Source organism: Ramlibacter sp. P4_H7 (assembly GCF_056400765.1).
Genome location: NZ_JBFUKP010000003.1, coordinates 188,688 through 209,799, shown reverse-complemented (window position 1 = coordinate 209,799; position 21,112 = coordinate 188,688). Strand labels below are relative to the sequence as shown.

The following is a 21,112-nucleotide window of genomic DNA, read 5'->3' as shown; positions in this document are numbered from 1 at the left end:
AATCGCGGCATGCAGAGCAGTGAAGACAAGCCGCCGCACGCCACCCCCTTCGAGTGGTTCGGCGGCGAAGAGAAGGTCCGGGCGGTGGTGGACCATTTCTACGACCTGATGGACCTGGAACCGAAGTACGCGGAACTGCGGGCAGCGCACGGCACCGAGCTGGAGCGGGCACGGCAGAACCTGTTCTGGTTCCTGTGCGGCTGGCTCGGCGGGCCGCAGCACTACACCGAGCGCTTCGGGCATCCGCGGCTGCGGGCCCGGCACCTGCCGTTCAAGATCGGCATCCTCGAGCGCGACCAGTGGCTCGCCTGCATGGACCAGGCGATGGGCGAGGTCGGCATAGCCGAGGCACTGCGGCAGCGGTTGCGCGATTCTTTCTTCCAGACCGCAGACTGGATGCGGAATACGCACGGTTGAGCAGCGCTTGAGCGCCCCATAATGGCCGCGTCTTTGGGGAAGGAGACCCGGCATGGTGGCAGCGACCTGGATGTTCCTGGCGGCCCTGGTGGTGATCGTCGTCTGGGGCGTGGCCGTGTTCAACGGCCTCGTGCAGCGGCGCAACCGCATCACGAACGCGTTCGCGCAGATCGACGTGCAACTCAAGCGGCGCTACGACCTGATTCCCAACCTGGTCGACGTCGCCCGGCGCTACCTGGCCCATGAGGCCGGCACGCTGGAAGCCGTTGCCAAGGCGCGCGGCGCGGCGGTGGGCGCGGCGGCGGTGGCGCGTGCGCATCCGACGGATGCGGCCGCGGTGCAGACGCTGGCCCTGGCGGAGCAGGCGCTGGGAGGCAGCATGGGCCGGTTCATGGCCGTGGCGGAGGCCTACCCCGAACTGAAGGCCGACGCGACCATGCAGTCGCTGGGCGAAGAGCTCACCTCGACCGAGAACCGCATCGGCTTCGCGCGCCAGGCCTACAACGACGAAGTGCTCGACTACAACGACGCCGCTACCCGCTTTCCGGCGCTGGTCGCGGCGCGCCTGTTCGGCTTCGCACCGGCCGCCATGCTGCAGGCCACCCAGAATGCGCAGGAGCGCGAAGCGCCGCGCGTGGCCTTCTGAGCCGCGCGGGCGGCCAGGCATGCGCATCTTCGAGGCCCAGGACACGGCGCGCGGCGAAACGCTGCGGCTGCTCGCGCTGTTCGCGCTGGCGGTTGCCGCCACCGTGCTGGGCGTGCACCTCGCGCTGGCGACCTGCTGGTGGGTGCTGCAGCTGCTGTCGCCCATCCCGCTGGACTTTCCCCGCCTGTTCTTCACCGTCAACGTCGGCGTGACGCTGCTGCTGGTGCTGGGCGGCTGGTGGATCGAAACGTCCAACCTGCAGGCCGCCGGCGGCGCCGAGCGCCTGGCGCGCCGCCTGGGCGCCCGTGAGGCGCGGCCCGGCACTTCGCACGGCGAGCAGCGGCTGTGCAACATCGTGGACGAGATCTGCATCGCCGCCCACATGCCGCGGCCGCAGGTGATGGTGCTGCCGCGGCACGAGGCGATCAACGCCTTCGCCACCGGTTGGGACCCGGACGATGCGGTGGTGGCCGTGACGCAGGGCGCGCTGGACCTGCTCACGCGCGACGAGCTGCAGGGCATGGTGGCGCACGAGTGCAGCCACGTGCACGAGGGCGACACCCGCCTGAACATGCAGCTGGCCGGCATGGTGTGCGGCCTCGAGCTGGTGTGGGGCTTCGGCGAGACCGTGCGTGAGCGCGGCGGCCTCGCGATGCTGTTCGGCAGCGCCATCATGGCGACGGGCGTGGCCGGTTGGTATGCGGGCCGCATGCTGCAGGCGTCGGTGTCGCGCCAGCGCGAATTCCTGGCCGATGCGCGGGCGGTGCAGTGGACGCGCAGCCGCGACGGCCTGGGCGGCGTGTTGCGCAAGGCGCTGACGCAGAAGGAGCGCGCCGAGGACCGGCCCTCCGACCCCGCCTGGCCGCCCACCGCGCAGCACCTGCTGCTGATGGGTGCGGTGGACGACCGCGACGGCTGGTTCGCTGCGCACCCGCCGTTGCCGGTGCGCATCCAGCGCGTCTACGGCCGGGCTATGCCGGCGATCCCGCTGGGCCGCGCTGCCGCGGTCACGTGGGCCTGAGCAGCACCACCACGGCCCCCGCGCCGCCCTCGTCACCCCGCGCCTGCACGAAGGCGAGCACCTCGTTCTTCTGCACCAGCCAGCTGTGCACCTTGCCCTTGAGCACGGGCGTCTTGCCGGGCGAGCCCAGGCCCTTGCCATGCACGACGCGCACGCAGCGCAGGCCCTGGCGCACGGCCTCGCGCACGAAGGTCGACAGGGCCTCGCGGGCGTCGTCGCTGCGCAGGCCGTGCAGGTCGATCTCGCCCTGGATGCTCCAGTAGCCGCGGCGCAGCTTGCGCGCGACGTCGATCCCCACGCCGGGACGGCGGAAGCTCAGCGCCTCGTCGACCTCCAGCAGCGTCGACGCATCGAATTCGTCGCTGATGGCTTCATGCAGCACGCGCCGGTCGTCCAGCTGGCGCTGCACGGCCACCGGTGCGACCGGTTCCGGCGCATGGTGCACGCGGCCGTGCCGGGCCAGCGGCTGCACCTTGCCGGCGGCGCGCTGGAACAGGTCCTTCTCGGCATCGGCGCGCCTTTGCGCTTCGGCACGGCGGGCGGCCTCCTCGCGCGCGATGCGCTCGCGCTCCGAGAGCTGCTGGCGGATGGCCTGCAGGTCCTTCAGCGACTTGGACTTCACAACAGGCCTTTCTCCGCCATCGACAGCGCCTGCCCCGGGGCGACGACCACGTGATCGAGCACGCGCACGTCCACCAGCGCCAGCGCCGCCTTCAGCGTCTGGGTGAGCGCCTCGTCGGCGCGCGAGGGCTGCACGGTGCCGCTCGGGTGGTTGTGGGCCAGCACCACCGCCGCGGCGTGGTGGTGCAGGGCCTTCAGCACGACTTCGCGGGGGTACACGCTGGTCTGGGTCAGCGTGCCGCGGAACAGTTCTTCCATGGCGATCAAGCGGTTCTGGGCATCGAGGAAGAGCGCGGCAAACACCTCGTGGGGCCGCCGCGCCAGATGCAGTTGCAGGAAATTCTTCACGGCTTCGGGCGATCCGAAGATCTCGCGCGCCTTCAACTGCTCAGCCATCGCGCGGCGCGCGAGCTCCAGCACCGCCAGCAGCTCGGACCGCTTGGCCGTGCCGCCGAGGCCGTGCACGGTGCGCAATTCATCGCTGCTGGCGTGCAGCAGCCCCGCCAGGCCGCGGAACCGGGCCAGCACCTCTTCGGCCATCTGGAACACGCCGCGGCCGGCGGTGCCGGTGCGCAGCAGCAGGGCAAGCAGTTCGGTGTCGCTCAGCGCCGTCGGCCCGCGCGCCAGCAGTTTCTCCCGGGGCCGCGCGTCGGCAGGCAGGTCTTTGAGCGCCATCACTTTGCCCTTCGCCCCGACTTTCTAGAATAGGGGCCAGTGTATTGAACTTCCACGCCTTCTTTCCGCAGCGGCACGCAGGCCGGGCGGGATAACCTGTCCCTATCCATGGCCCCCAACGCTGTCCGAGTGCAACCCGGCTCCTACCTCACGCTGCATTACCGCCTTGCGGGACCGGCCGGCGACATCATCAACACCTTCGACGGCAAGCCCTCGACCATGCCCCTGGGCACCGGCGCGCTGTCGCCCGCGCTGGAAGAGCGCCTGATCGGCCTGGAAGAGGGGACCCGGACGCAGTTCCAGATTCCCGCCGGCGAGGCCTTCGGCGACCGCAATCCCGAGATGGTGCAGTGGGTCGCGCGCAAGCTCCTCGTTCAAGTGGGGGACAGGAACGCGCGGTACAAGGTGGGCGACGTGGTGAAGTTCCCCACGCCCGACGGCGCGGGCCAGTACGCCGGCTCCGTGCGCGAGCTCGGTGCCGACGCAGATGGCGATGGCCAGCCCGATTCGGTGCTTTTCGACTTCAACCACCCGCTGGCCGGCGAGCCCGTCACCTTCGAAGTGCACCTGATCGGGGTGCTGTGATGCCCGCCACGCCGCAGGAGATCCTGCTGGCCGAGCCGCGCGGCTTCTGCGCCGGCGTGGACCGCGCCATCGACATCGTGGAGCGCGCGCTCGCCAAGTTCGGCGCGCCGATCTACGTGCGCCACGAGATCGTGCACAACACCTTCGTGGTGAACGACCTCAAGTCCAAGGGCGCGATCTTCATCGAGGATCTGGCGGAAGTGCCGCCCGGCGCCACGCTGGTCTTCTCCGCGCACGGCGTGAGCAAGGCCGTGCAGCTGGAAGCGCAGGACCGCGGCTTCCACGTGTTCGACGCCACCTGCCCGCTGGTGAGCAAGGTCCACATGGAAGTGGCCAAGCTGGCCCGGGAAGGCTACGAGTTCATCATGATCGGCCACAAGGGCCATCCCGAGGTGGAAGGCACGATGGGCCAGCTGGACCACGGCATCCACCTGGTGGAGGACACCGCCGACGTGGCCGGCGTACAGCCGGCGCAGACCGAGCGCCTGGCGGTGGTGACGCAGACCACGCTGTCGGTGGACGACGCCGCCGAGATCATGAAGGCCGTCAAGCTGCGCTTCCCGAAGATCCGCGAGCCCAAGCAGCAGGACATCTGCTACGCCACGCAGAACCGGCAGGACGCGGTGAAGATCATGTCGCGCGACGTCGACGTGGTGATCGTGGTCGGCAGCCCTACCAGCTCCAACAGCAATCGCCTCGCCGAACTGGCGCGCAAGCTGGGCGTGCCCAGCTACATGGTCGACAGCCCCAGCGAGCTGAAGGCCGAGTGGCTGGAAGGCAAGACCCGCGTCGGCCTCACGGCGGGTGCCTCCGCGCCCGAGGTGCTGGTGCAGGAAGCGATCGAGCGCATCAAGGCGCTCGGCGCCCTGTCCGTGCGCAAGATGGACGGCGTGGTCGAGACGGTGAAGTTCCCCATGCCCAAGGGCCTGAAGATTTGAACCGCGCCCACATCGAAGCGGCAGCGGCGCGCTTCGCCGGCGACGGCCGCGGATTCGTGCGGCGCACGCCGCTGTGGAAGGTGCCGGGCAGCGCGCTGGGTGTCGCCTGCGCCGAGGTGTGGCTCAAGCTGGAGCAGCTGCAGGTGGCGGGCAGCTTCAAGGCGCGCGGCATGTACAACCGGCTGCTGGCCAATCCGATTCCCGGCAGCGGCGTGATCGTCGCCTCCGGCGGCAACGCCGGCATCGCGACGGCGGCGGCGGCGCGTGCGCTCGGCGTGCACTGCGAAGTGTTCGTGCCCACGGTGAGCAGCCCCGCCAAGCAGGCCAAGCTGCGCGAATTGGGCGCACAGGTGGTGGTGATCGGCAGCGCCTATGCGGAAGCGCTGGAGGCCTGCCTGGCGCGCCAGCGCGAGACCGGTGCCCTGCTCACCCATGCCTACGACCAGCCCGAGGTGGTCGCCGGCGCCGGCACGCTGGCCATGGAAATCGAGGAGCAGGGCGGCGAGCCACCCGATAGCGTCCTGGTGAGCGTGGGGGGCGGTGGCCTCATTGCCGGCATCGCCGCCTGGTTCGAGGACCGCAGCCGCGTCGTCGCCCTGGAGCCCGAGCTGGCGCCCACGCTGTTCCGTGCGCGCGAAGCGGGTGCGACCGTGGACGTGCCGGTCAGCGGCATCGCTGCCGATTCGCTGGGCGCCCGGCGCATCGGCGAGATCGCGTGGGAGCTGACGCAGCGCCACGTGCGCGAGGCCCTGCTGTTGCCGGACGATGCGATCCGCGCTGCGCAGCTCGCGCTGTGGAAGGAGTTCAAGCTGGCCGTCGAGCCCGCCGCGGCGCTGGGCCTCGCCGCGCTGCGGACGGGCGCCTACGTGCCGCAGGGCGACGAGATCGTCACGCTGGTGCTGTGCGGCGCCAACCTGGACCCGGCGACGCTGGCTTGAGATCGGCTCACTCGCTGCTGACCATCCACGGGACGCCGAACTTGTCCTTCAGCATGCCGAAGTGGCCGCCCCAGAACGGCGGCGCGAAAGGCATCGTGACCTGGCCGCCTGCGGCGAGCGCCTCAAAGGACTTGCGCGCCTTTTCGACGTCGCCCTTGACGTACAGCGACACGGTGATGCCCTGGTAGCCCGGCACGCCCATGCCCGGGGGCATGTCACTGCCCATGATCTGCGCGCCTTCGGCCTCCACCGTGCCGTGCATCACCTTCTGCTTCCAGTGGGCGGGCAGGTCCTTGTTGTCCATGGGCGAGCCCTCGAAGCGCATGAGCGTGGCGACCTTGCCGCCCAGGCACTTGGCGTAGAAATTCAGGGCCTCTTCGCAGTTGCCGGAGAAGGACAGGTAGCAGTCGATCTGGATGGCCATGGAATGCTCCTTGGAGTGGTCGAACCATCGTAAGCAAGGCGCCGAATAAAATCACCCGATGCTCGACGTCAACCTGCTCCGAAAAGACCTTCCGTCCGTGATCGCGCGGCTCGAGGCCCGCAAGTCCCCGCAGCCCTACCTGGACGTCGAGGCTTTCCAGCGCCTGGAGGCCGAGCGCAAGACCATCCAGACCCGCACCGAAGAGCTGCAGGCCCGGCGCAATGCCTTGTCCAAGCAGATCGGCCAGCTCAAGTCCAAGGGCGAAACCGCCGACGCCGTGATGGCCGAGGTGGCGCAATGCAAGGTGGAGCTGGACCAGTCCGCCGCGCGGCTGGAGCAGATCCAGCCGGAGATGCAGGCCCTTCTGCTGGCCGTGCCCAACCTGCCGCACGAGAGCGTGCCGAAGGGCAGCGACGAGACCAGCAATGTGGAAGTGCGCCGTTGGGGCACGCCCCGCGCGTTCGACTTCGCCGTCAAGGACCACGTGGACATCGGCGAGCCGCTGGGCCTGGACTTCGCCACCGGCGTGAAGCTCAGTGGCGCGCGCTTCACCGTGATGAAGCAGCAGATCGCTCGGCTGCACCGCGCGCTCGCCCAGTTCATGCTCGACGTGCAGACGCAGGAGCACGGCTATACCGAGTGCTACACGCCTTACATCGTCAACGAGGCCACGCTGCGCGGCACCGGCCAGCTGCCCAAGTTCGAGGGCGACCTGTTCGCGGTCAGCAAGGGTGGGCAGGAAGGCCTGGGCGCCGAGGACCAGCAGGCGCTGTACCTGATCCCCACCAGCGAAGTGACGCTGACCAACTTCGTCCGCGACGAGATCGTGCCGGAGGCGCAGCTGCCACTGAAGCTCACCGCGCACACGCCGTGCTTCCGCTCGGAGGCGGGCAGCGCCGGCCGTGACACGCGCGGCATGATCCGCCAGCACCAGTTCGACAAGGTCGAGATGGTCCAGGTGGTGCACCCGGACAAGAGCTACGACGCGCTGGAACAGATGACCGGCCACGCCGAAGCGATCCTGCAGAAGCTGGGGTTGCCGTACCGGGTGATGCTGCTGTGCGCGGGCGACATGGGCTTCGGCGCCGCCAAGACCTACGACCTGGAGGTGTGGCTGCCGGCGCAGGACACCTACCGCGAGATCAGCTCGGTGTCCAACTGCGAGGCCTTCCAGGCGCGGCGCCTGCAGGCCCGCTTCAAGAGCGCGCAGGGCAAGAACGAAGTCGTGCACACCCTCAACGGCTCCGGCCTCGCCGTGGGCCGCACGCTGGTGGCGGTGCTCGAGAACTACCAGAACGCCGACGGCAGCGTGACCGTGCCGGAGGCCCTGCGCCGCTACCTGGGCGGACTGGAACGGCTCGCGGCCTGAGCTTGGGTTAAAATAGCCGGCTTCGCACCACGCGAACCGAATTCAGGAGCGGTGGCAGAGTGGTCGAATGCGCCGGACTCGAAATCCGGTATACGGTTTACCGTATCGAGGGTTCGAATCCCTCCTGCTCCGCCAGGACGTAGTCCAGAGAGGTCCATAGAGGTTCTCTCGAACAGCAAAAGGCCTTGAGAAATCAAGGCCTTATGTTTTTCTACGTCCAGGGACGTCCATGGCGTTCCAGCCCCATAACGGGGTATTAAACGGGGTATGAGGGCAAGCCTTAACGGGGTATCTTCCCGACCGCTTGAAAGTCCTCGAATGTCTGAACTCTCTACGAACCGCAGAACCCGCCAGCTCAATGGTCGCCTGACCGACTTGCAACTGCGAAACCTGGTCACTCAGGACCGCCCTTACAAGGTTGCTGACGGCAATTCGCTCTACGTCCTTGTGTCCCCGTCGGGCAGCCGAGCCTGGCGCTGGAAGTACTTGTTTGCCGGCAAGGAGAAGGTCCTGCCGTTGGGCATCTATCCGAACGTGCCTCTCGCGCAAGCCCGAGCTGCGCGCGATGATGCACGTAAGAAGGTGTTGGCCGGCATTGACCCTGCCGAGGAGCGCCGCGACGCGAAGCTCGCACTCCTTACTGCCCAGGAGAACTCGTTCGAGGCGGTCGCCCGCGCTTGGCATAAGGTCTGGGCTGAGGGGCGGCATGCTCGGTACGCTGAGGACGTGATGGGTCGACTTGAGCGAAACGTCTTCCCCAACATCGGGCACAAGCCAGTGGTCCATATCGAGCCCAAGGACATCGTTCGCATGATGGAGCGCATCCAGGGCCACGGTGCGAACGACATCGCTCGGCGAGTCCGGAACACGTGCAGTCAGATCTTCAGGTACGCGATCACCCGCGGCCTTACCTCACGTAATCCATCCGGAGAGTTCAAACCTTCTGATGTCTTGCCACAGCGGACCTCGCAGAATCACGCGCGGATCCAAGAAAGTGAGCTCCCGGAGCTCCTCAATAAAATTGAGGCGTATCAGGGCTCGCAGCTCACGCGACTCGCGATGAAGCTGCTTGCCCTCACATTTGTGCGCACGTCGGAGCTGATTGAGGCGAGGTGGGCGGAATTTGACTTTGACGCTGCCGAATGGCGGATTCCTGCTGAACGCATGAAGATGAAGCGGGTCCATGTCGTTCCACTGGCGCCGCAAGCCATTCAGGTTCTTCGGACCCTGCAGGTGATCTCAGGACAGTCGGAGTTACTTTTCCCTGGGGAGCGCGATAGCAACAGGTGCATGAGCAACAACACGATCCTCAAAGCACTTGAGCGCCTCGGCTACAAGGGAAAAATGACCGGCCACGGATTCAGAGGATTGGCCTCCACTGCGCTGTATGAGAAGCAGTTCCCGTCTGACCACATTGAGCTTCAGCTGGCACACGTGCGCGGGAAGGTCAGAGGCGCGTACGACCACAGTCAACAGCTTCCGGAACGACGCCACATGATGCAGTTTTGGGCCGATCACCTAGACAGGTGTCTGTCTGCTACGGTGCCGCTTTGTGCCCCTGCGATGGTTCGGCGAGCAGCAGTCTCATCAGCCACCGTGGTGTGCCAGGTGCGGGAAGACAACGCGGTGCGCGCTTAGCGGATTGAAAATCCGCGTGTCGGTGGTTCGATTCCTCCCCAGGCCACCAATTCCATGCGCCTCAGCGCCCGATTCGGGTTCTGGGGCGTTTCCACATTCAGGGCGTCGTTTCTACAATTCCCTTCATGAGCCAAATCAAGAGTCGGACCCGTCCTCGTGGCAACATGTCCAGCTTGCTCTTCGCAACGGAATAGGTCGCATACATCTTCTACAAACCATAGGGCGCTGAGCCTCTCACGGTGTCAGTGTGTAGAACGATAACCAAAGCAGTGTTCGAACGAAAACGAATTCCTGCCAGATCGAAATTCGCGTCTTGGTGGCTCGATTCGGCCCAGGCCACCAGCATTCTGGCGCCCCGGCAGCCATCAGGGAATCGAGGGCGTTTCTTCAAGGAGGCGCTTGCCGTGGCAATTGACCTTACGCAGCACGATGTTCCGACAGCGAGCCGCGCGACCTGTTTCTTGTGCGGCCAGGAGTTTGACTCTGGTGAGATAGGACAGGAACACGTTTTCGCCAAATGGCTTCAGGGGAAGTTCAACCTTTGGGACCGAACGTTGGTGCTCCTTAACGGAACACAGATCCCATACCGCGACCTGAAGATCCCGGCCTGCGCCGCCTGCAACAACGTTTCCTTGTCAAAGGTGGAGGGACAGGTCGCTTGCGCGTTGCCAGGTGGTGCGGCAGAAGTTCGTGCTCTCGGGCACGAGATCCTTTACTTGTGGGTGGCGAAACTGTTTTTCGGGATTTTGTACGCGGAGTCCTTGCTGCCGATGAACCGCGCCGCAGGGAACGCAGGGGCAATTCTCAGGCCAGGCGCCCTAGACGGCTTCCGCTTCATGCACCTCACTATGCAGGCCGCGCGTGCGACTCTGACCTTTAACAGCGACGATACGAAGTACCACTCGTCGCTCATGGTGTTCCCAATTCAAGAGCATCCAAATCCGTCAGAGCGTTTCATGTACCGGGACGACGTCGACTTCGGCTGCATGGCCGTTCGATTGAACACGGTCGGAATCATCTGCGTCACAGACGGCGGCGCCCAAGAGCGGCTCGCTGAAGAAGTGTTTGCCAAGCTCTTCTCCCACCAGTTACACCCGCTCCAGTTCGAAGAGATCAGCGCCAAAGTGTTCGCGAAAGCGCGCACCTTTACTCGGACACCGAAGTACATCTCCACGCACGTAGATGGAAAGCAGATGCCTATTGGAGGACTCTCGGAGAACCCAATCTTTGGGGACTACGATCATGAGGAGTACGCCGAAATGCTTGCGCTGTTTACGGGGCATCCGCTGAACCTAATCTGGCCAGGTGATGGCTCCGTCCAAACGTGGATTCGAAGCTACAAGGAACCGCATTTCATCGATATAGCGGCACACCCGTGGCCCTAGTTTTACCGTAGCGGACGCACGCGTTCAGCCATGCGGGAGGGAACGTAGTGCTCTGTCGATCGGCGTTCTTGCGTGCCAGAGAATTCTGCGAGTCCGCCAAGGCGCCCGTGTCAGTTGCAGCCTTCGGACTAAATTGCCGAACTGGAAGGCACGCCACCCGCTAGAGGGACGTAGAAGCATTGGGAAATCATCGCTGCTCCCCTTCGGTCACGCGAAGATGCCGCGCATCTCGCAGGTGCAGCCAATGTGATATGGCGGAAACTTGCAATCCTTCACTGAGTACTTGCGGCATTGGGCTTCAGCGCACGTGGGCACGGGGGGCCAGTGGGTAATTTCCCAGCCTCGGTAGAACTGTGGCGTTTCCTTTTGACGATGCTGCCAGTCCAAGGACTTCCCGGCGGTATCGTAGGTCTGACACACAGCGGCGGCGACTTGATTGGCGTAATTGAAGGCGGCTCTCAGCTCGCTCAGATCAATATCCCCCGGGAGAACGGCCATGAACAGCGCTCTGAAGGAAACACGCTGCGAGAGTCGTTCCTGAAGGTCCGGCAGCACTAGCACCGCTTCGAGTGCCTTCGCTTTGCGGCCGATGGGCTTTTCAATCGTGTCGCCTAGAAGCTCATTGAGGTCTTTGAGGCGCTGCCCCTCAAGCAGCCGTTGCAGCGGGATGTCCTTGCCACGCAAGGCGACCCCCCTCTCAGTCAAACCCTCCCACGATTTTCTGCTCCAGTCCTCGGCTTTAGATGTCACCACAGGGTTCGCTCGGCCAAGTTGCCCGAGATAGAAGGAATACAGCTCCGCATCGCCATTGAAGCGCTTCAGGAGTTCGTCATCGCGCGAACGGTCCTGAGGGTGGTCGAGCAACAACGTCGCTAAATCCGAATTCCCGGCTGTGACTCCGAGGGCACTAATTGCTTCGTGCTGGCATTCACTCCGGATTTCGGAACGGTCCCTTTCAGATGCGACTGTCCACTCCTTTGACTGTTGTATGCGCTTGGCCAGGTCAGCCTCGAACCGTGGCTTGAGGCCGCGAATCCATTCGTCGACCTCCTTGAACCGAAGCTTGTGCTGGGCGATGAGCAGTGACAACAGTGGGACATTGCGAGACCAGTATTGCAGGTCATCCAGAATGGCCTTGACTTGGCGGGCCACAGCCTCGTTGGCGTTCAGCAACGTGAGAGGCAGTGGAGAGTGTGGATTGAGCACCCAGCTTGTGGCGCCCGAAGGTGTGAGGACCCCTTGGTCTCGGCGTAGTCGATTGAGCTGATCGCACTCTCCCGAATCGCCGGTAGGCTGGCCGGCGACCAAGGTGACAGTGATTTCAGGCACGGGCATGTCTCAGGCGCTGCCTCGGGCCGGGGAACAGCTGATGTCGATGGTGACGACTGCCTGCGCAGCCACCATCAGATAACCATTCTCGCGCTTACTCACGGAAGCACCGCCGCCCTCTTGCACACGGAGTGGCGCCACCTTCGCATCGAGGCATCCATTTGGCGCGCATGTCGCGGCAAAACTTGTGCGCGCCTTCTGTTCCTCCTGCTTTTCGCGCGGCCGCCTCAGCCTTGTCGCACGATGTGCAATACGACCGGTTCGCTCGGTTTCCGTAGCTGAACTCCGAGAGAGGAAAGGACTTGCCGCATATGGAGCAACATTTGCGAGGAACGTCTGACATGTGCATCTCCGAAACGAATTTACCCGGCGGGCCCGGTCCGGTGCGTGATCAAGAATACCTGCGTTGGCCAAGGAAGTCATGCGTCCAGGCCACACCAGTACAGACACCGTTCTCGGGAGTTCTGTCCCACGTGGGGAGCAGCTCTCCGGTCATAGCCTTGATCTTCACTCGGAGGCTGCTTTGAATGCACATCTCTCTTGGCGATCACTTGGATGGTTGACGTAATGGTCTATGTCTAAAGCGCTTCATCGTTCATGTATTCACTCGAACAGGCAGCCGACCTGCACCGCAAGCCTCGTCACCCTCGCGCAATCTCGGGAGGAACTTCGGCTGTTCCGCGTTTCAGCTGAACGCCTGGCCGATACGCTTGAGGGTTGCGAGCGGGCCATGCGGGACGGTAGCGTGGTGACGACCAGCGGCGCTCCACGACGTGGACCTGCTACCACTCGCCAGAACGGGAAGGGGTTCGCCGAGGGGCACGGTGGCGGAGCAGCGCTGTGCTACCGTCATCGGCATGAACAGAGAAAAACCTGCCGCGCAGGCCTCGGACGCTGGAATGCTGGAGCGAATCAAAATCCTGGCCGTACAGGCGATGTTCTCCGACGATGACTTGCTGGAGAAGTTGGTCCTCAAGGGAGGCAACGCCATGGTGTTGATCCACCGCATCAGCGCGCGCAGTTCGGTGGATCTTGACTTTTCGCTAGAGCAGGACTTCGGTGATGACGTGGCCGGGGTTGGCGACCGCATCGAGAAGTTGCTGGCCGAGACGTTCAAAGCCGACGGTTTTCATCTGTTCGACTTCGAGATGATCGAGAAGCCGAAGGCCATCTCAGAAGACATGAAGCATTTTTGGGGCGGCTACGAGCTCGTATTCAAGCTCGCGACCGCGGCGACCTATGCGGACTACGGTGGGGACATGGAGGCGCTGCGCAAGCGGGCCTTGAACCTCGGGCGGGGAACAAAGTTTTCTCTGGACATCAGCCGGTTCGAATACGTCGAGGACAAGGAGCCAGCGGATCTAGAGGGTTACACCATCTATGTTTATTCGCCCGTGATGATCGTGTGCGAGAAATTGCGGGCCATTTGCCAGCAGATGCCAGACTACGGCCCGATCATAAAGAGAGCCCGGGCGGGGTCGGCCAGGCCGCGTGACTTCGTGGATATATTTGTGTTGGTGGAGAAGCTGGGTGTTGATGTGGGATCGGAAAAGACCCAGCAGATCCTGCGTTCGATGTTTGCTGTGAAGAAGGTGCCACTGCAATTTCTCAGCAAGGTGGCCGAAACATACGAGTTCCACGCCGCGGGATACCCCGCCGTGCAGGCCACTGTGGATCCCGGATTCGACCTGAAAGAATTCCGCTTCTACTTCGACTACGTTCTTCAGCTGATCGAGCGGCTAAAACCCGTTTGGAACGTGTAGGCGCCATTCTGGCTCGTATCGCGTGTCGCCCATGTCATGGGCAAGGTAGAAGTCATATTTCATGGGAAGACGGCGCACCAGGTCCAGTTGCGACGGCTTGTAGCCGGCGCGTTGCAGGTAGCAGCCGATCGCCTGGTGGTACGGGTACACGAACTCCAGCTTGTGGAGCATGGCAAGAAGCTTGTTGACCGATAGTCGGTCTTTTGCAAGCTCGTAAGCTTTCAGCACCTCGAAGACTCCGCCTCCGTACTCCGGCTTCACGGTGACGTCAATTAACGTGCGTTCGACGTTCGTCAGTCGCGCGGTGACCTCCGCTCCGCTGTCGTCGGTGACCAGTTCACTGACCACGCCGAGGTGGTTCGTAGCCGCGCCATTAAGGAGGTAAATTTTGTGGCCGGCGTGCTCCACCCAGTTGTTGGAGGTGCGGGCGGGCTTGCGGAACGCGGCATCGATCGGCTCTTGCCTGAGTTCGCTGCTGGCCGCCACCGTGGCGGTGGTGCGTTCCTCAGTCAGGTAGATGGTCTTGGGAGTTTGCTCCGTCAGTCCCTGAGCGCGCATAGCCGTGTAGTGGCTGAAGTGGATCCCCTTCTTCAGTGCCTGCAGGATCGCGAGGAGTGGCGCGTCCTCCCAAACGTAGCATCGCTCGGGCCGCTGCGGGAAGGCGAACTCGTACAGCCTGAGCTTGGAATGCTTGGTGAGAAACTCAATGAACTGTTCCGCAGTCGTGTTTTGCGCCAACCGCCAGAACCCCCGCTGTTCTGCGAGGATGTCGTGGATGTCTTTGGCCTTCAGTACGTGCTTGGGGAGGGCATCGAAGTGGCGGACGATGTCTGCCTTAGCGATCTGGATACGGGAGCGGTTCATGCGCCCCCGCCACAACTAGCCGAAGTACTTGGCAGCATATATGCTGCCAAGTATAGCAGCGTAAACGGAATCCGAAGTTGTTTCAGGCATTAGTCTCAGGTCGACGCGCACCGCGGTTAGCTACCGTGCTGCGCGGCATATATGCCGCGCAGCATACCACGGTAGAACGAAGATGTCCATGCATTTCTCGGCAGCATGCAGTACTCGATCCAGCTGGAAAAATCGCATGGCCGGCTGCCAGGCCAGTATGGGGGGGTGCCAAGTAGCGGGTTTGGGGCGCCCAGCAGGGCCTGCGTTCGGGCCTACTGAGAAAGGACGAACTTTTCACGCGGATCGACGCGCGCCTGGTCAATCTAGGTCGCAGTCGATAGCCAACTGTTAGGCGGGGGCATATATGCCCCTAGCCTAACAGTTGGCGACCGACTCATCAACTTGCCAACCGCCAAAGTATGCGTTATGCTGCGGAGCGCATGCGCTCCGCAGCACCAACCATCCTCGCACGCGTGCGGTGGGCAAGCTGCCGCTGCTCCAGCTAAGCGGAATGATGACGTCAACGGACCGCCTGCCCGGACTCCGCCCCAAGCCGCTACCTTTGCATGAGTCTGAATCCATACCTCCTCCTGCCGGGAACGTCGTTGCAAGATCCACGTTCGACACCAGCATGGGCACCATCGGCCGCAGGCGTCCAGCGCAGGCTCGATGAAATTCGTCGCGCTAGCGAGACTTAAACAGGCAGACCGAACCGAGCCGCGGGGGGCGAATCGCGCCCCGGCGCGTCACCTCCCGCTCCACCACGAACGGCAAGGGGCTACTGACTGATTGAGGCGAGCCATGCAGCGTTTTGATCAGAGCTCAACTTCTCCGCGTTCGGAGTAACTGCCGTATGGGGGAGGGGGCTGGCACTCGATGCGCCGAAACCGTAGGCCTCGTTGAGTGATTTTGCGGATGACTGATCCGCACTACGGAGTGACTGCGCAAGAGTGACTACTCCTGCGGGTGAGGTGAGGATGGCCGCTACTCGGGTAGGGCACAGAGTTTGCACCCGAAGATCCATATGCGAGATCGGCAGCCGGCATGTGTGCTATGTGCTTAACGCCGCAGATAATCGGCGGGCCAAGCCGTTCGCTGAAGAGACTGGCGAGGGGGAATTTAGGTACACGGCCGTGACGTGCGTCTACTCCCCATCAGCCTCCATCTTCAATACGTCCTTCCCAATGTTCCCTAGTGCGCTCTGCCAGTCCGCGTGCCTTATTCCACCTAAGACCGCTAGAACCAATAGCTTGCGAACACAGTGCGACAAAGGCAAGCCTTCAAGCGTGGCAAGTTTCGCTAAGTCGTCCTTCATCTTTTGCGGAACCTTGATTCGCATGTTGTCAGTGGACTCGCCAATCGTGGCGGCATGAATTGACGCCCGATCCGCGCTACGCCTGATTTCGAGATCGACCGGCTGCGGAAACATTGCCGGAACTGCGGCGTTCGCCGCTCGACTCCTCGCGGCCGCAACGATCTCGTCCGAGGTCTGAGGGCGGTCTCCTCCGTTCAGCATCTCATAGGCCAGCTCGCCATAGAGATGACGAAATATAAGAGCCCGGATTACGTCATGCCGGCTTAGATCCGTGCGAACACTTATCCAGTTCAGGCGATTGATCAATTCGGTCGTTAGCCACACCTTGATTGTGGCGTCGTTGTGAGCGAACGCGGTTGGTGAAGGTACGTCTTGCGGAGGCGGAGCGGGGGTGCGATCTCGCGCGCCACGAGTTGCGAACGGCCAAGTCAACATTTCTAAGGAGGGTAGCAAAGAAAACTTGGAGGGTACTTTCTCCGGCACCAACTTGCGGCGCTCTACGATCCGCCAGCGATCTCAAGGATCCCAGGAAATTTGCCAGATTGTCGGCCTGGGCGATGTACGCCAAAACGACTAAACCGGAGATGCTATGTACAGCCAGTTGACGGGCGCGTCCGCGCCCAAGGTTTCCCAAAATGTCGAGCCCAGACACGCCCGGTCTACCGGCGCTAAGGCAGTACGACTGCTGCGCCTTCGTGACGTACTCGAGATCATTCCAGTCTCTAAGTCTGCGTGGTTTGCCGGAATTAAGGCTGGTCACTTTCCAAAAGGAAGTCACCTAGGCCGCCGCGTGACCGTGTGGCGGTCAGATGTTATCGAGCAACTGATCAATGAAGTCCGTTGACGCCGCGCGCACGCGTTCACAGCCGACAAAGGAAACCTATGGTTTACATGATCCCCACCCCCGTCGCGAAGCTGCCGACAAGTGAAGCCGTGAGCGTTGATGAGACGGCAGGAAATCTCAGTAAGTACACGGGCCCACCCGTTTCACGTACGGGGGAGTGATGAGTGAAGACACGGTCTCTGACGGCGATTTCAGCAATGCGCTTGAAGCAAGCCGTCGCATCATGTGTGAGGCAGTACAAGTTCTGGCGAAAGCAACCTACGATCTCGAAGATCTAGAGATGCGTCTCACTATTGCATGGAGGGCCTTTGACCAAGAAGCGGAGGAACTCGAGTTCGACACTGCTGCAGCACTTCGGGCTCTAAGAAACGCGGTAGCGGAAGCCGCCACTAGCGCGGCACAACAGGAGCAATCGGTGATGGCGAAGATGGTTTCTAAATATCCGCATTTAGCTGGCAGCATTCGCTCCAATTCGACTCCCGCTATAGGATCGGCAGCGTATGCACTATTAGCACTCATAAAGCTGGGCTCAACTATCGTGGTGCAGCCAAGAGGCGACTTGGAGGCCGTTTCTTACCAAGTCACGCGAGACCTATTTATTCTGCGCGTCCTTGGTTGGCAAATTGACCGGTGGGAATGCACAGGAGGAGACAATCACCTCTATGCATATGCTATAGCTGACGAATACGCACCCGTTTGCTCTCATGCCGGTCACAGCCCAGTGTTCATTATGGAGGAGCGGGAAGGTGACTGAAGTGATACCGCCGAACGGAACCGTCAGAGTTGCATCGCTATATCCCTGCTGGTGATGCGAATTGATCATGGTGCTGCTATGTCGGCAGCGTCGAAACCGCTAACGCCGCCGGTTGGGCGCAGGTTCGAGCAAAGAAGGAAACAATGCTGCAAGCTAAACGCAATGCATCCTGCTCGATCTTGCAGTCCAGCCTTCAAGAGATTACGAGCGCCTGTCTGGTCTCTTATGAAGCAGTTACTGGCGTTCGCCTTGGCAAGGCGGCCGCGGCCCGACAAGATGTCGAGACCGCGCTCAGAGATGGCGAGTCGCGCGAGCGTTTCGCAAGGTGTCTCCTGACTCGAGGGAAGAACTGCTTCTGCTGCGAGCACTTGACGCCATCGTGGCCGTCGAGGAGCTCAGCCCCCCTTCTCAACTCGCTTGAAAGAGTACATGTCTCAAACTGTTGATACGTTGGGAGCGCCACTCACGCCAGCGGACTGCGATCTCCGAGACTTTCCCTTCATGCCGCTTGAAGTCGCCAGGCTGTTGTCATCAGATATGGCAGCGACGGTGGCGCCTGAAGCATGCTGGGCTGCCGTACTTCTCTGGTGTGCGGCGTGGCATCAGGTCCCCGCTGCATCCATCCCCAACGACGATCGAGTGCTCGCACGGCTTGCCGGACATGGGCGCAACCAGCGGTCTTGGATGCGCATCCGCAATGGCGCGTTGCAGGGGTGGCGACATTGTTCTGACGGCAGGCTGTACCACCCGGTAGTGGCCGAGAAGGCGCTGGAAGCATGGATGGAAAGACTAAAGGCTCGGTTGACCAGCGGGGCTGGTAATGCAAGTCGGTGGGGAGCTGCATTCGATCGCGAGCCGGTCGATCGTGCCCTGGCTGTTGCGGCAGAGATGTTGGCCTGTTTGAACCCGCAATCACGTGGCCTTCGGCGCGCCAGAAGACGCGACACCGCGCTGGAAGCAGTGACGGACAGCCAATTGCCGACGGGATCCCGCCGGGATCGCAACGGACAGGGACAGTTGAATAGAGAAAGAGAGCGTGAGAGACGACACCGCTGGATTCAGGAATTGACAGGTCAATCGCAGACAGCACTGGAAACCGACCCGCCCAAGTGGGACATAGAGATCTAAAGTGAGTGAACCAAAGAGATGTATCGCAGCATGTGAATTGCCACCCCGGTTGGGTACGTGAGAACGCCGATTACCGCGGCCTCGTGGTTGGTGAAATGAAGATCTAGCGAAGGCGAAGTGCGGAGGCTTGACGCAAGTTCGCGCCCGCGCGAGAATCGCGGCGCATCTCGAGTGGGTCGCTGACCCCACCAACCTGCTTCCGGAGCAAGGTGGTTGCCAAAAGGCGATGCGGCCCTGGAGGGCAACCAAGCCGGCACCGCGGCTCTTCCGGGTCTTTCGTGAGCGGGCAGCGGCAGAGGAGCTCCCATGGGGCTGCGTTGTTCTCCGGGCATCTTGGCTCTGGTCATCCACGACACGCCGCCGTGCCGTACGAACGTGGGCAGGATTGTGTGCGTCCGTGGTCCGCTGGAAACGAACCGGCAACTCGGCTTGCCGTGCTGGGTAATCAAGCCCGTGATCCGTGCTCCGTACCTCGTGGAGACCAAGCGACGACGTCTGGTGTCGAAGGTCGTCTTCTGGAAGTCGTTGGTGGAGCACCCCGATGCTTGGCTGCTGCCGCTGAACCGATGCGATGTGGGGAAAGAGTTTCCCGGCACCGATAGGTTGACCATAGCGCCGGTGAACTGGGACGAAGCGCTGGAGACGTTCCGAAGCCGGATCGGATGACCCGACAACGCCGAATCCATGATTCGGATACGCGAAATCCTGTCGGCAGATTAGAAAATGCAAGCGCTAGGCATCCTTTTCGCAAGATTGGTCGAACGTTCTCGACCTTCAGGGACTCTAAATCTCCTGAGCGAACACAGCTTCGCTTCAACGTCGCCGACCTGGCAACCATCAGGCTCACGGCCGACACGCTTCCAGTGCGACGGTTAACGGCAGGCCTGGTAGTGAACACCTTACTGCGGGATAGACGTCGGAACAGGGAACGGGGCGGCGAAGCCAGCACCCCAACGTCGAAAAGGCTGGCGAGTCGCGTGGCTCCATGGGCGAATGCGTAAAGGCTCGGCGTGCTCCGTAGGAGGCTGAGTCTGTTCACCAAAGGCGAAACAGGTGCTGTATGTACCTGAACATCAGAACAATGAGTACGTAACTATGGGTCGAAGAAGTGACATCGATTGGTTGGCGGTTCAGGCGGACTTCCGTCTCGGAGCGCTTGCGATCCGACAGATCGCGAAGAAGCACGGCATCGCCGAGTCGAACCTGCGCAACAAGGCGCAGCGTGAAGGCTGGGAGCGTGGTGACGGCGCCGCGGTTCGCGCAGCAGCAAGTGAGGCCGATGCAGCCGTAGCAGCGGCACGCGCGAAGGAAATCGGCGCCGAAATCGGTGCCGAACAGGTGCGCCTGTACGAGGCCGGTCTCAGGAAGGCGACACTCACCGCCGTGGAGGTGGCAGCAGAGCACCAGGCCGCAGCTCGCAAGGGTATGGAGCTGGCAGTGGAGCTGTTGGCCGAATTGCAGCTCGCCTCCCAGCTCAAGGACCTGATCGGTATTGAAGCCCAGAGCTGCCGCGAAGACGATGCTGCACGTGGAGCGGCCATCGACAGGCTCCTTGGGGTGCGCGGAAGGGCCGAGACCCTGGATCGGCTGGCTAGTGCGTTTGCCAAGCTCACGGCCGTTGAACGTGAGGCTCACGACATGAACAAGGTTGACCAGCCCAACGACATCGACCAGCTCCTGCTGCGCATTCACCACGACAAGGAGCTGCAAGCACGGCAGACGAAAGACCTGGCAGGGCGGGCGCTTCAGTAGATTTAGGACCCGCAATGCCTGCTGGTCGTGGTCCTGGAGCGCTTCGCGACGCCCCGGCGACCTCCGCCCATAATGCAGCATGCCCAACATCGCAGAAGTGCTGAAAGCGGAGATTTCGCGGCTTTCTCGTAAGGAGATTCGCGGAGAGATCGCCGCTCTGAAGAAGGCGACCGCGCAACAGCGTACGCACATTGCTGCCCTGCGCAGGAAAGTGGAACACCTAGAAAAGCAGCTCGAGCGGGCCTCGACCAGTTCGCGACGTCCCAAGGATGCAGGCCGGGAAGTCGAGGCAAAGTCAGGCCTGCGGTTCAGGCCATCCGGCCTGGCCAGTCATCGAAAGCGACTTGGTCTTTCTGCTGCCGACTTTGGTCGGCTGCTCGGGGTGAGCGGGCAGTCCATCTACAAATGGGAGACGGGCGAAGTTCGACCTCGTAGAGGGCAGCTGGAGGCCATCGCTGTCGTTCGCAAAATGGGACGACATGAAGCATTAGCGCGCTTGGCTCAAGGAGCCTAGGGCGTCACCTGCCGATGAATCCGCCCGCGCTCTTTGCCCCGGTAGCACTGGCGCAAGTCGTGCGCGCTCGACTGCTTTCAACGCTGGCGTCGAGTCCGTCTGTTAGGCGCTACAACACTCTATCCGCCGAAATGTGCCTCTAGGACAATGGGAGAAAACAAG

22 protein-coding genes, 1 tRNA gene and 1 riboswitch are annotated in these 21,112 nt (G+C 62.6%); of the genes, 17 read left to right on the top strand and 6 right to left on the bottom strand.

The annotated features are described in order from the left end of the window. Positions 1-9 precede the first annotated feature (9 nt). Genes AC1DSA_RS06150 through AC1DSA_RS06140 form a run of 3 tightly spaced genes read left to right on the top strand, consistent with a single transcriptional unit; the run spans position 10 to position 2,084 of the window. Positions 10-417, top strand: a complete 408-nt coding sequence (locus tag AC1DSA_RS06150) for a group II truncated hemoglobin (protein ID WP_477887110.1) — start codon at positions 10-12, stop codon at positions 415-417. 52 nt (positions 418-469) lie between these two features. Further along, positions 470-1,063: a LemA family protein gene (locus AC1DSA_RS06145; protein ID WP_477887108.1), complete on the top strand. Its 594-nt coding sequence runs from the start codon at positions 470-472 to the stop codon at positions 1,061-1,063. Between the two features lie 19 nt (positions 1,064-1,082). Beyond that, positions 1,083-2,084, top strand: a complete 1,002-nt coding sequence (locus AC1DSA_RS06140; protein ID WP_477887106.1) for a M48 family metalloprotease — start codon at positions 1,083-1,085, stop codon at positions 2,082-2,084. Here the strand turns inward: AC1DSA_RS06140 and AC1DSA_RS06135 are convergent. After that, on the bottom strand, positions 2,071-2,706 hold the full coding sequence (locus AC1DSA_RS06135) for a Smr/MutS family protein (RefSeq protein ID WP_477887104.1): 636 nt from the start codon (positions 2,704-2,706) through the stop codon (positions 2,071-2,073). The genes AC1DSA_RS06140 and AC1DSA_RS06135 overlap by 14 nt on opposite strands. Next, the gene (gene radC / locus AC1DSA_RS06130) at positions 2,703-3,380 is read right to left on the bottom strand and encodes a RadC family protein (RefSeq protein WP_477887102.1); all 678 of its coding nucleotides are present in this window, start codon (positions 3,378-3,380) and stop codon (positions 2,703-2,705) included. Before radC ends, AC1DSA_RS06135 begins: the two co-directional genes overlap by 4 nt. A gap of 108 nt (positions 3,381-3,488) precedes the next feature. Here radC and AC1DSA_RS06125 point away from each other — a divergent pair, with 108 nt between their 5' ends. From AC1DSA_RS06125 to AC1DSA_RS06115, 3 genes are read left to right on the top strand one after another with little or no spacing between them, the layout of a single operon-like run. Continuing rightward, the gene (locus AC1DSA_RS06125) at positions 3,489-3,965 is read left to right on the top strand and encodes an FKBP-type peptidyl-prolyl cis-trans isomerase (protein WP_477887100.1); all 477 of its coding nucleotides are present in this window, start codon (positions 3,489-3,491) and stop codon (positions 3,963-3,965) included. Then, positions 3,965-4,903 (top strand): 4-hydroxy-3-methylbut-2-enyl diphosphate reductase, encoded by a 939-nt coding sequence (gene ispH / locus AC1DSA_RS06120; RefSeq protein ID WP_477887098.1) that lies wholly within the window; start codon positions 3,965-3,967, stop codon positions 4,901-4,903. Before AC1DSA_RS06125 ends, ispH begins: the two co-directional genes overlap by 1 nt. Then, entirely contained in the window at positions 4,900-5,841 is a 942-nt protein-coding gene (locus tag AC1DSA_RS06115; protein WP_477887096.1) for a threonine/serine dehydratase, read from the top strand. Before ispH ends, AC1DSA_RS06115 begins: the two co-directional genes overlap by 4 nt. A 7-nt stretch (positions 5,842-5,848) precedes the next feature. On the opposite strand, the gene AC1DSA_RS06110 is transcribed toward AC1DSA_RS06115, so the two are convergent. Continuing rightward, positions 5,849-6,265, bottom strand: a complete 417-nt coding sequence (locus AC1DSA_RS06110) for a VOC family protein (RefSeq protein ID WP_477887094.1) — start codon at positions 6,263-6,265, stop codon at positions 5,849-5,851. A 58-nt stretch (positions 6,266-6,323) separates the two neighbouring features. On the opposite strand from AC1DSA_RS06110, the gene serS reads away from it, so the two are divergent. From serS to AC1DSA_RS06090, 4 genes are all read left to right on the top strand, one after another. Then, positions 6,324-7,634, top strand: coding sequence for a serine--tRNA ligase (gene serS / locus AC1DSA_RS06105; RefSeq protein WP_477887092.1), 1,311 nt, complete (start codon positions 6,324-6,326; stop codon positions 7,632-7,634). Between the two features lie 45 nt (positions 7,635-7,679). After that, positions 7,680-7,769 (top strand) — tRNA-Ser (locus AC1DSA_RS06100). Positions 7,770-7,952: 183 nt separating this feature from the next. Then, a complete protein-coding gene (locus AC1DSA_RS06095) occupies positions 7,953-9,272 on the top strand; it encodes a tyrosine-type recombinase/integrase (RefSeq protein WP_477887090.1) in 1,320 nt (439 codons plus the stop codon). A gap of 269 nt (positions 9,273-9,541) precedes the next feature. Further along, positions 9,542-10,657 carry a hypothetical protein gene (locus AC1DSA_RS06090; RefSeq protein WP_477887088.1) on the top strand — a complete coding sequence of 372 codons (1,116 nt, stop codon included), beginning with the start codon at positions 9,542-9,544 and terminating at the stop codon, positions 10,655-10,657. 207 nt (positions 10,658-10,864) lie between these two features. Here AC1DSA_RS06090 and AC1DSA_RS06085 read toward each other — a convergent pair whose 3' ends face one another. Next, positions 10,865-11,986 (bottom strand): hypothetical protein, encoded by a 1,122-nt coding sequence (locus tag AC1DSA_RS06085; RefSeq protein WP_477887086.1) that lies wholly within the window; start codon positions 11,984-11,986, stop codon positions 10,865-10,867. Positions 11,987-12,843: 857 nt separating this feature from the next. Between AC1DSA_RS06085 and AC1DSA_RS06080 the strand changes: the two genes are divergently transcribed. Beyond that, positions 12,844-13,749 carry a nucleotidyl transferase AbiEii/AbiGii toxin family protein gene (locus AC1DSA_RS06080; RefSeq protein ID WP_477887084.1) on the top strand — a complete coding sequence of 302 codons (906 nt, stop codon included), beginning with the start codon at positions 12,844-12,846 and terminating at the stop codon, positions 13,747-13,749. On the opposite strand, the gene AC1DSA_RS06075 is transcribed toward AC1DSA_RS06080, so the two are convergent. Further along, on the bottom strand, positions 13,726-14,613 hold the full coding sequence (locus tag AC1DSA_RS06075) for a type IV toxin-antitoxin system AbiEi family antitoxin domain-containing protein (protein WP_477887082.1): 888 nt from the start codon (positions 14,611-14,613) through the stop codon (positions 13,726-13,728). The two genes, AC1DSA_RS06080 and AC1DSA_RS06075, sit on opposite strands and share 24 nt — an antisense overlap. A gap of 1,174 nt (positions 14,614-15,787) precedes the next feature. Continuing rightward, entirely contained in the window at positions 15,788-16,282 is a 495-nt protein-coding gene (locus AC1DSA_RS06070) for a hypothetical protein (protein ID WP_477887080.1), read from the bottom strand. 265 nt (positions 16,283-16,547) lie between these two features. Between AC1DSA_RS06070 and AC1DSA_RS06065 the strand changes: the two genes are divergently transcribed. From AC1DSA_RS06065 to AC1DSA_RS06040, 6 genes are all read left to right on the top strand, one after another. After that, a complete protein-coding gene (locus AC1DSA_RS06065) occupies positions 16,548-16,802 on the top strand; it encodes a helix-turn-helix transcriptional regulator (RefSeq protein WP_477887078.1) in 255 nt (84 codons plus the stop codon). Positions 16,803-16,962: 160 nt separating this feature from the next. Continuing rightward, positions 16,963-17,556: a hypothetical protein gene (locus tag AC1DSA_RS06060; RefSeq protein ID WP_477887076.1), complete on the top strand. Its 594-nt coding sequence runs from the start codon at positions 16,963-16,965 to the stop codon at positions 17,554-17,556. Between the two features lie 501 nt (positions 17,557-18,057). Beyond that, entirely contained in the window at positions 18,058-18,684 is a 627-nt protein-coding gene (locus AC1DSA_RS06055) for a DUF1376 domain-containing protein (RefSeq protein ID WP_477887075.1), read from the top strand. A 157-nt stretch (positions 18,685-18,841) separates the two neighbouring features. After that, positions 18,842-18,943: riboswitch (SAM-I-IV-variant riboswitch) on the top strand. 47 nt (positions 18,944-18,990) lie between these two features. After that, positions 18,991-19,350: a hypothetical protein gene (locus AC1DSA_RS06050; protein ID WP_477887073.1), complete on the top strand. Its 360-nt coding sequence runs from the start codon at positions 18,991-18,993 to the stop codon at positions 19,348-19,350. A 387-nt stretch (positions 19,351-19,737) separates the two neighbouring features. Next, complete coding sequence (locus tag AC1DSA_RS06045; RefSeq protein ID WP_477887071.1) at positions 19,738-20,436, top strand: hypothetical protein; 699 nt, start codon at positions 19,738-19,740, stop codon at positions 20,434-20,436. Positions 20,437-20,515: 79 nt separating this feature from the next. Continuing rightward, the gene (locus tag AC1DSA_RS06040; protein WP_477887069.1) at positions 20,516-20,950 is read left to right on the top strand and encodes a helix-turn-helix domain-containing protein; all 435 of its coding nucleotides are present in this window, start codon (positions 20,516-20,518) and stop codon (positions 20,948-20,950) included. Positions 20,951-21,112 lie beyond the last annotated feature (162 nt).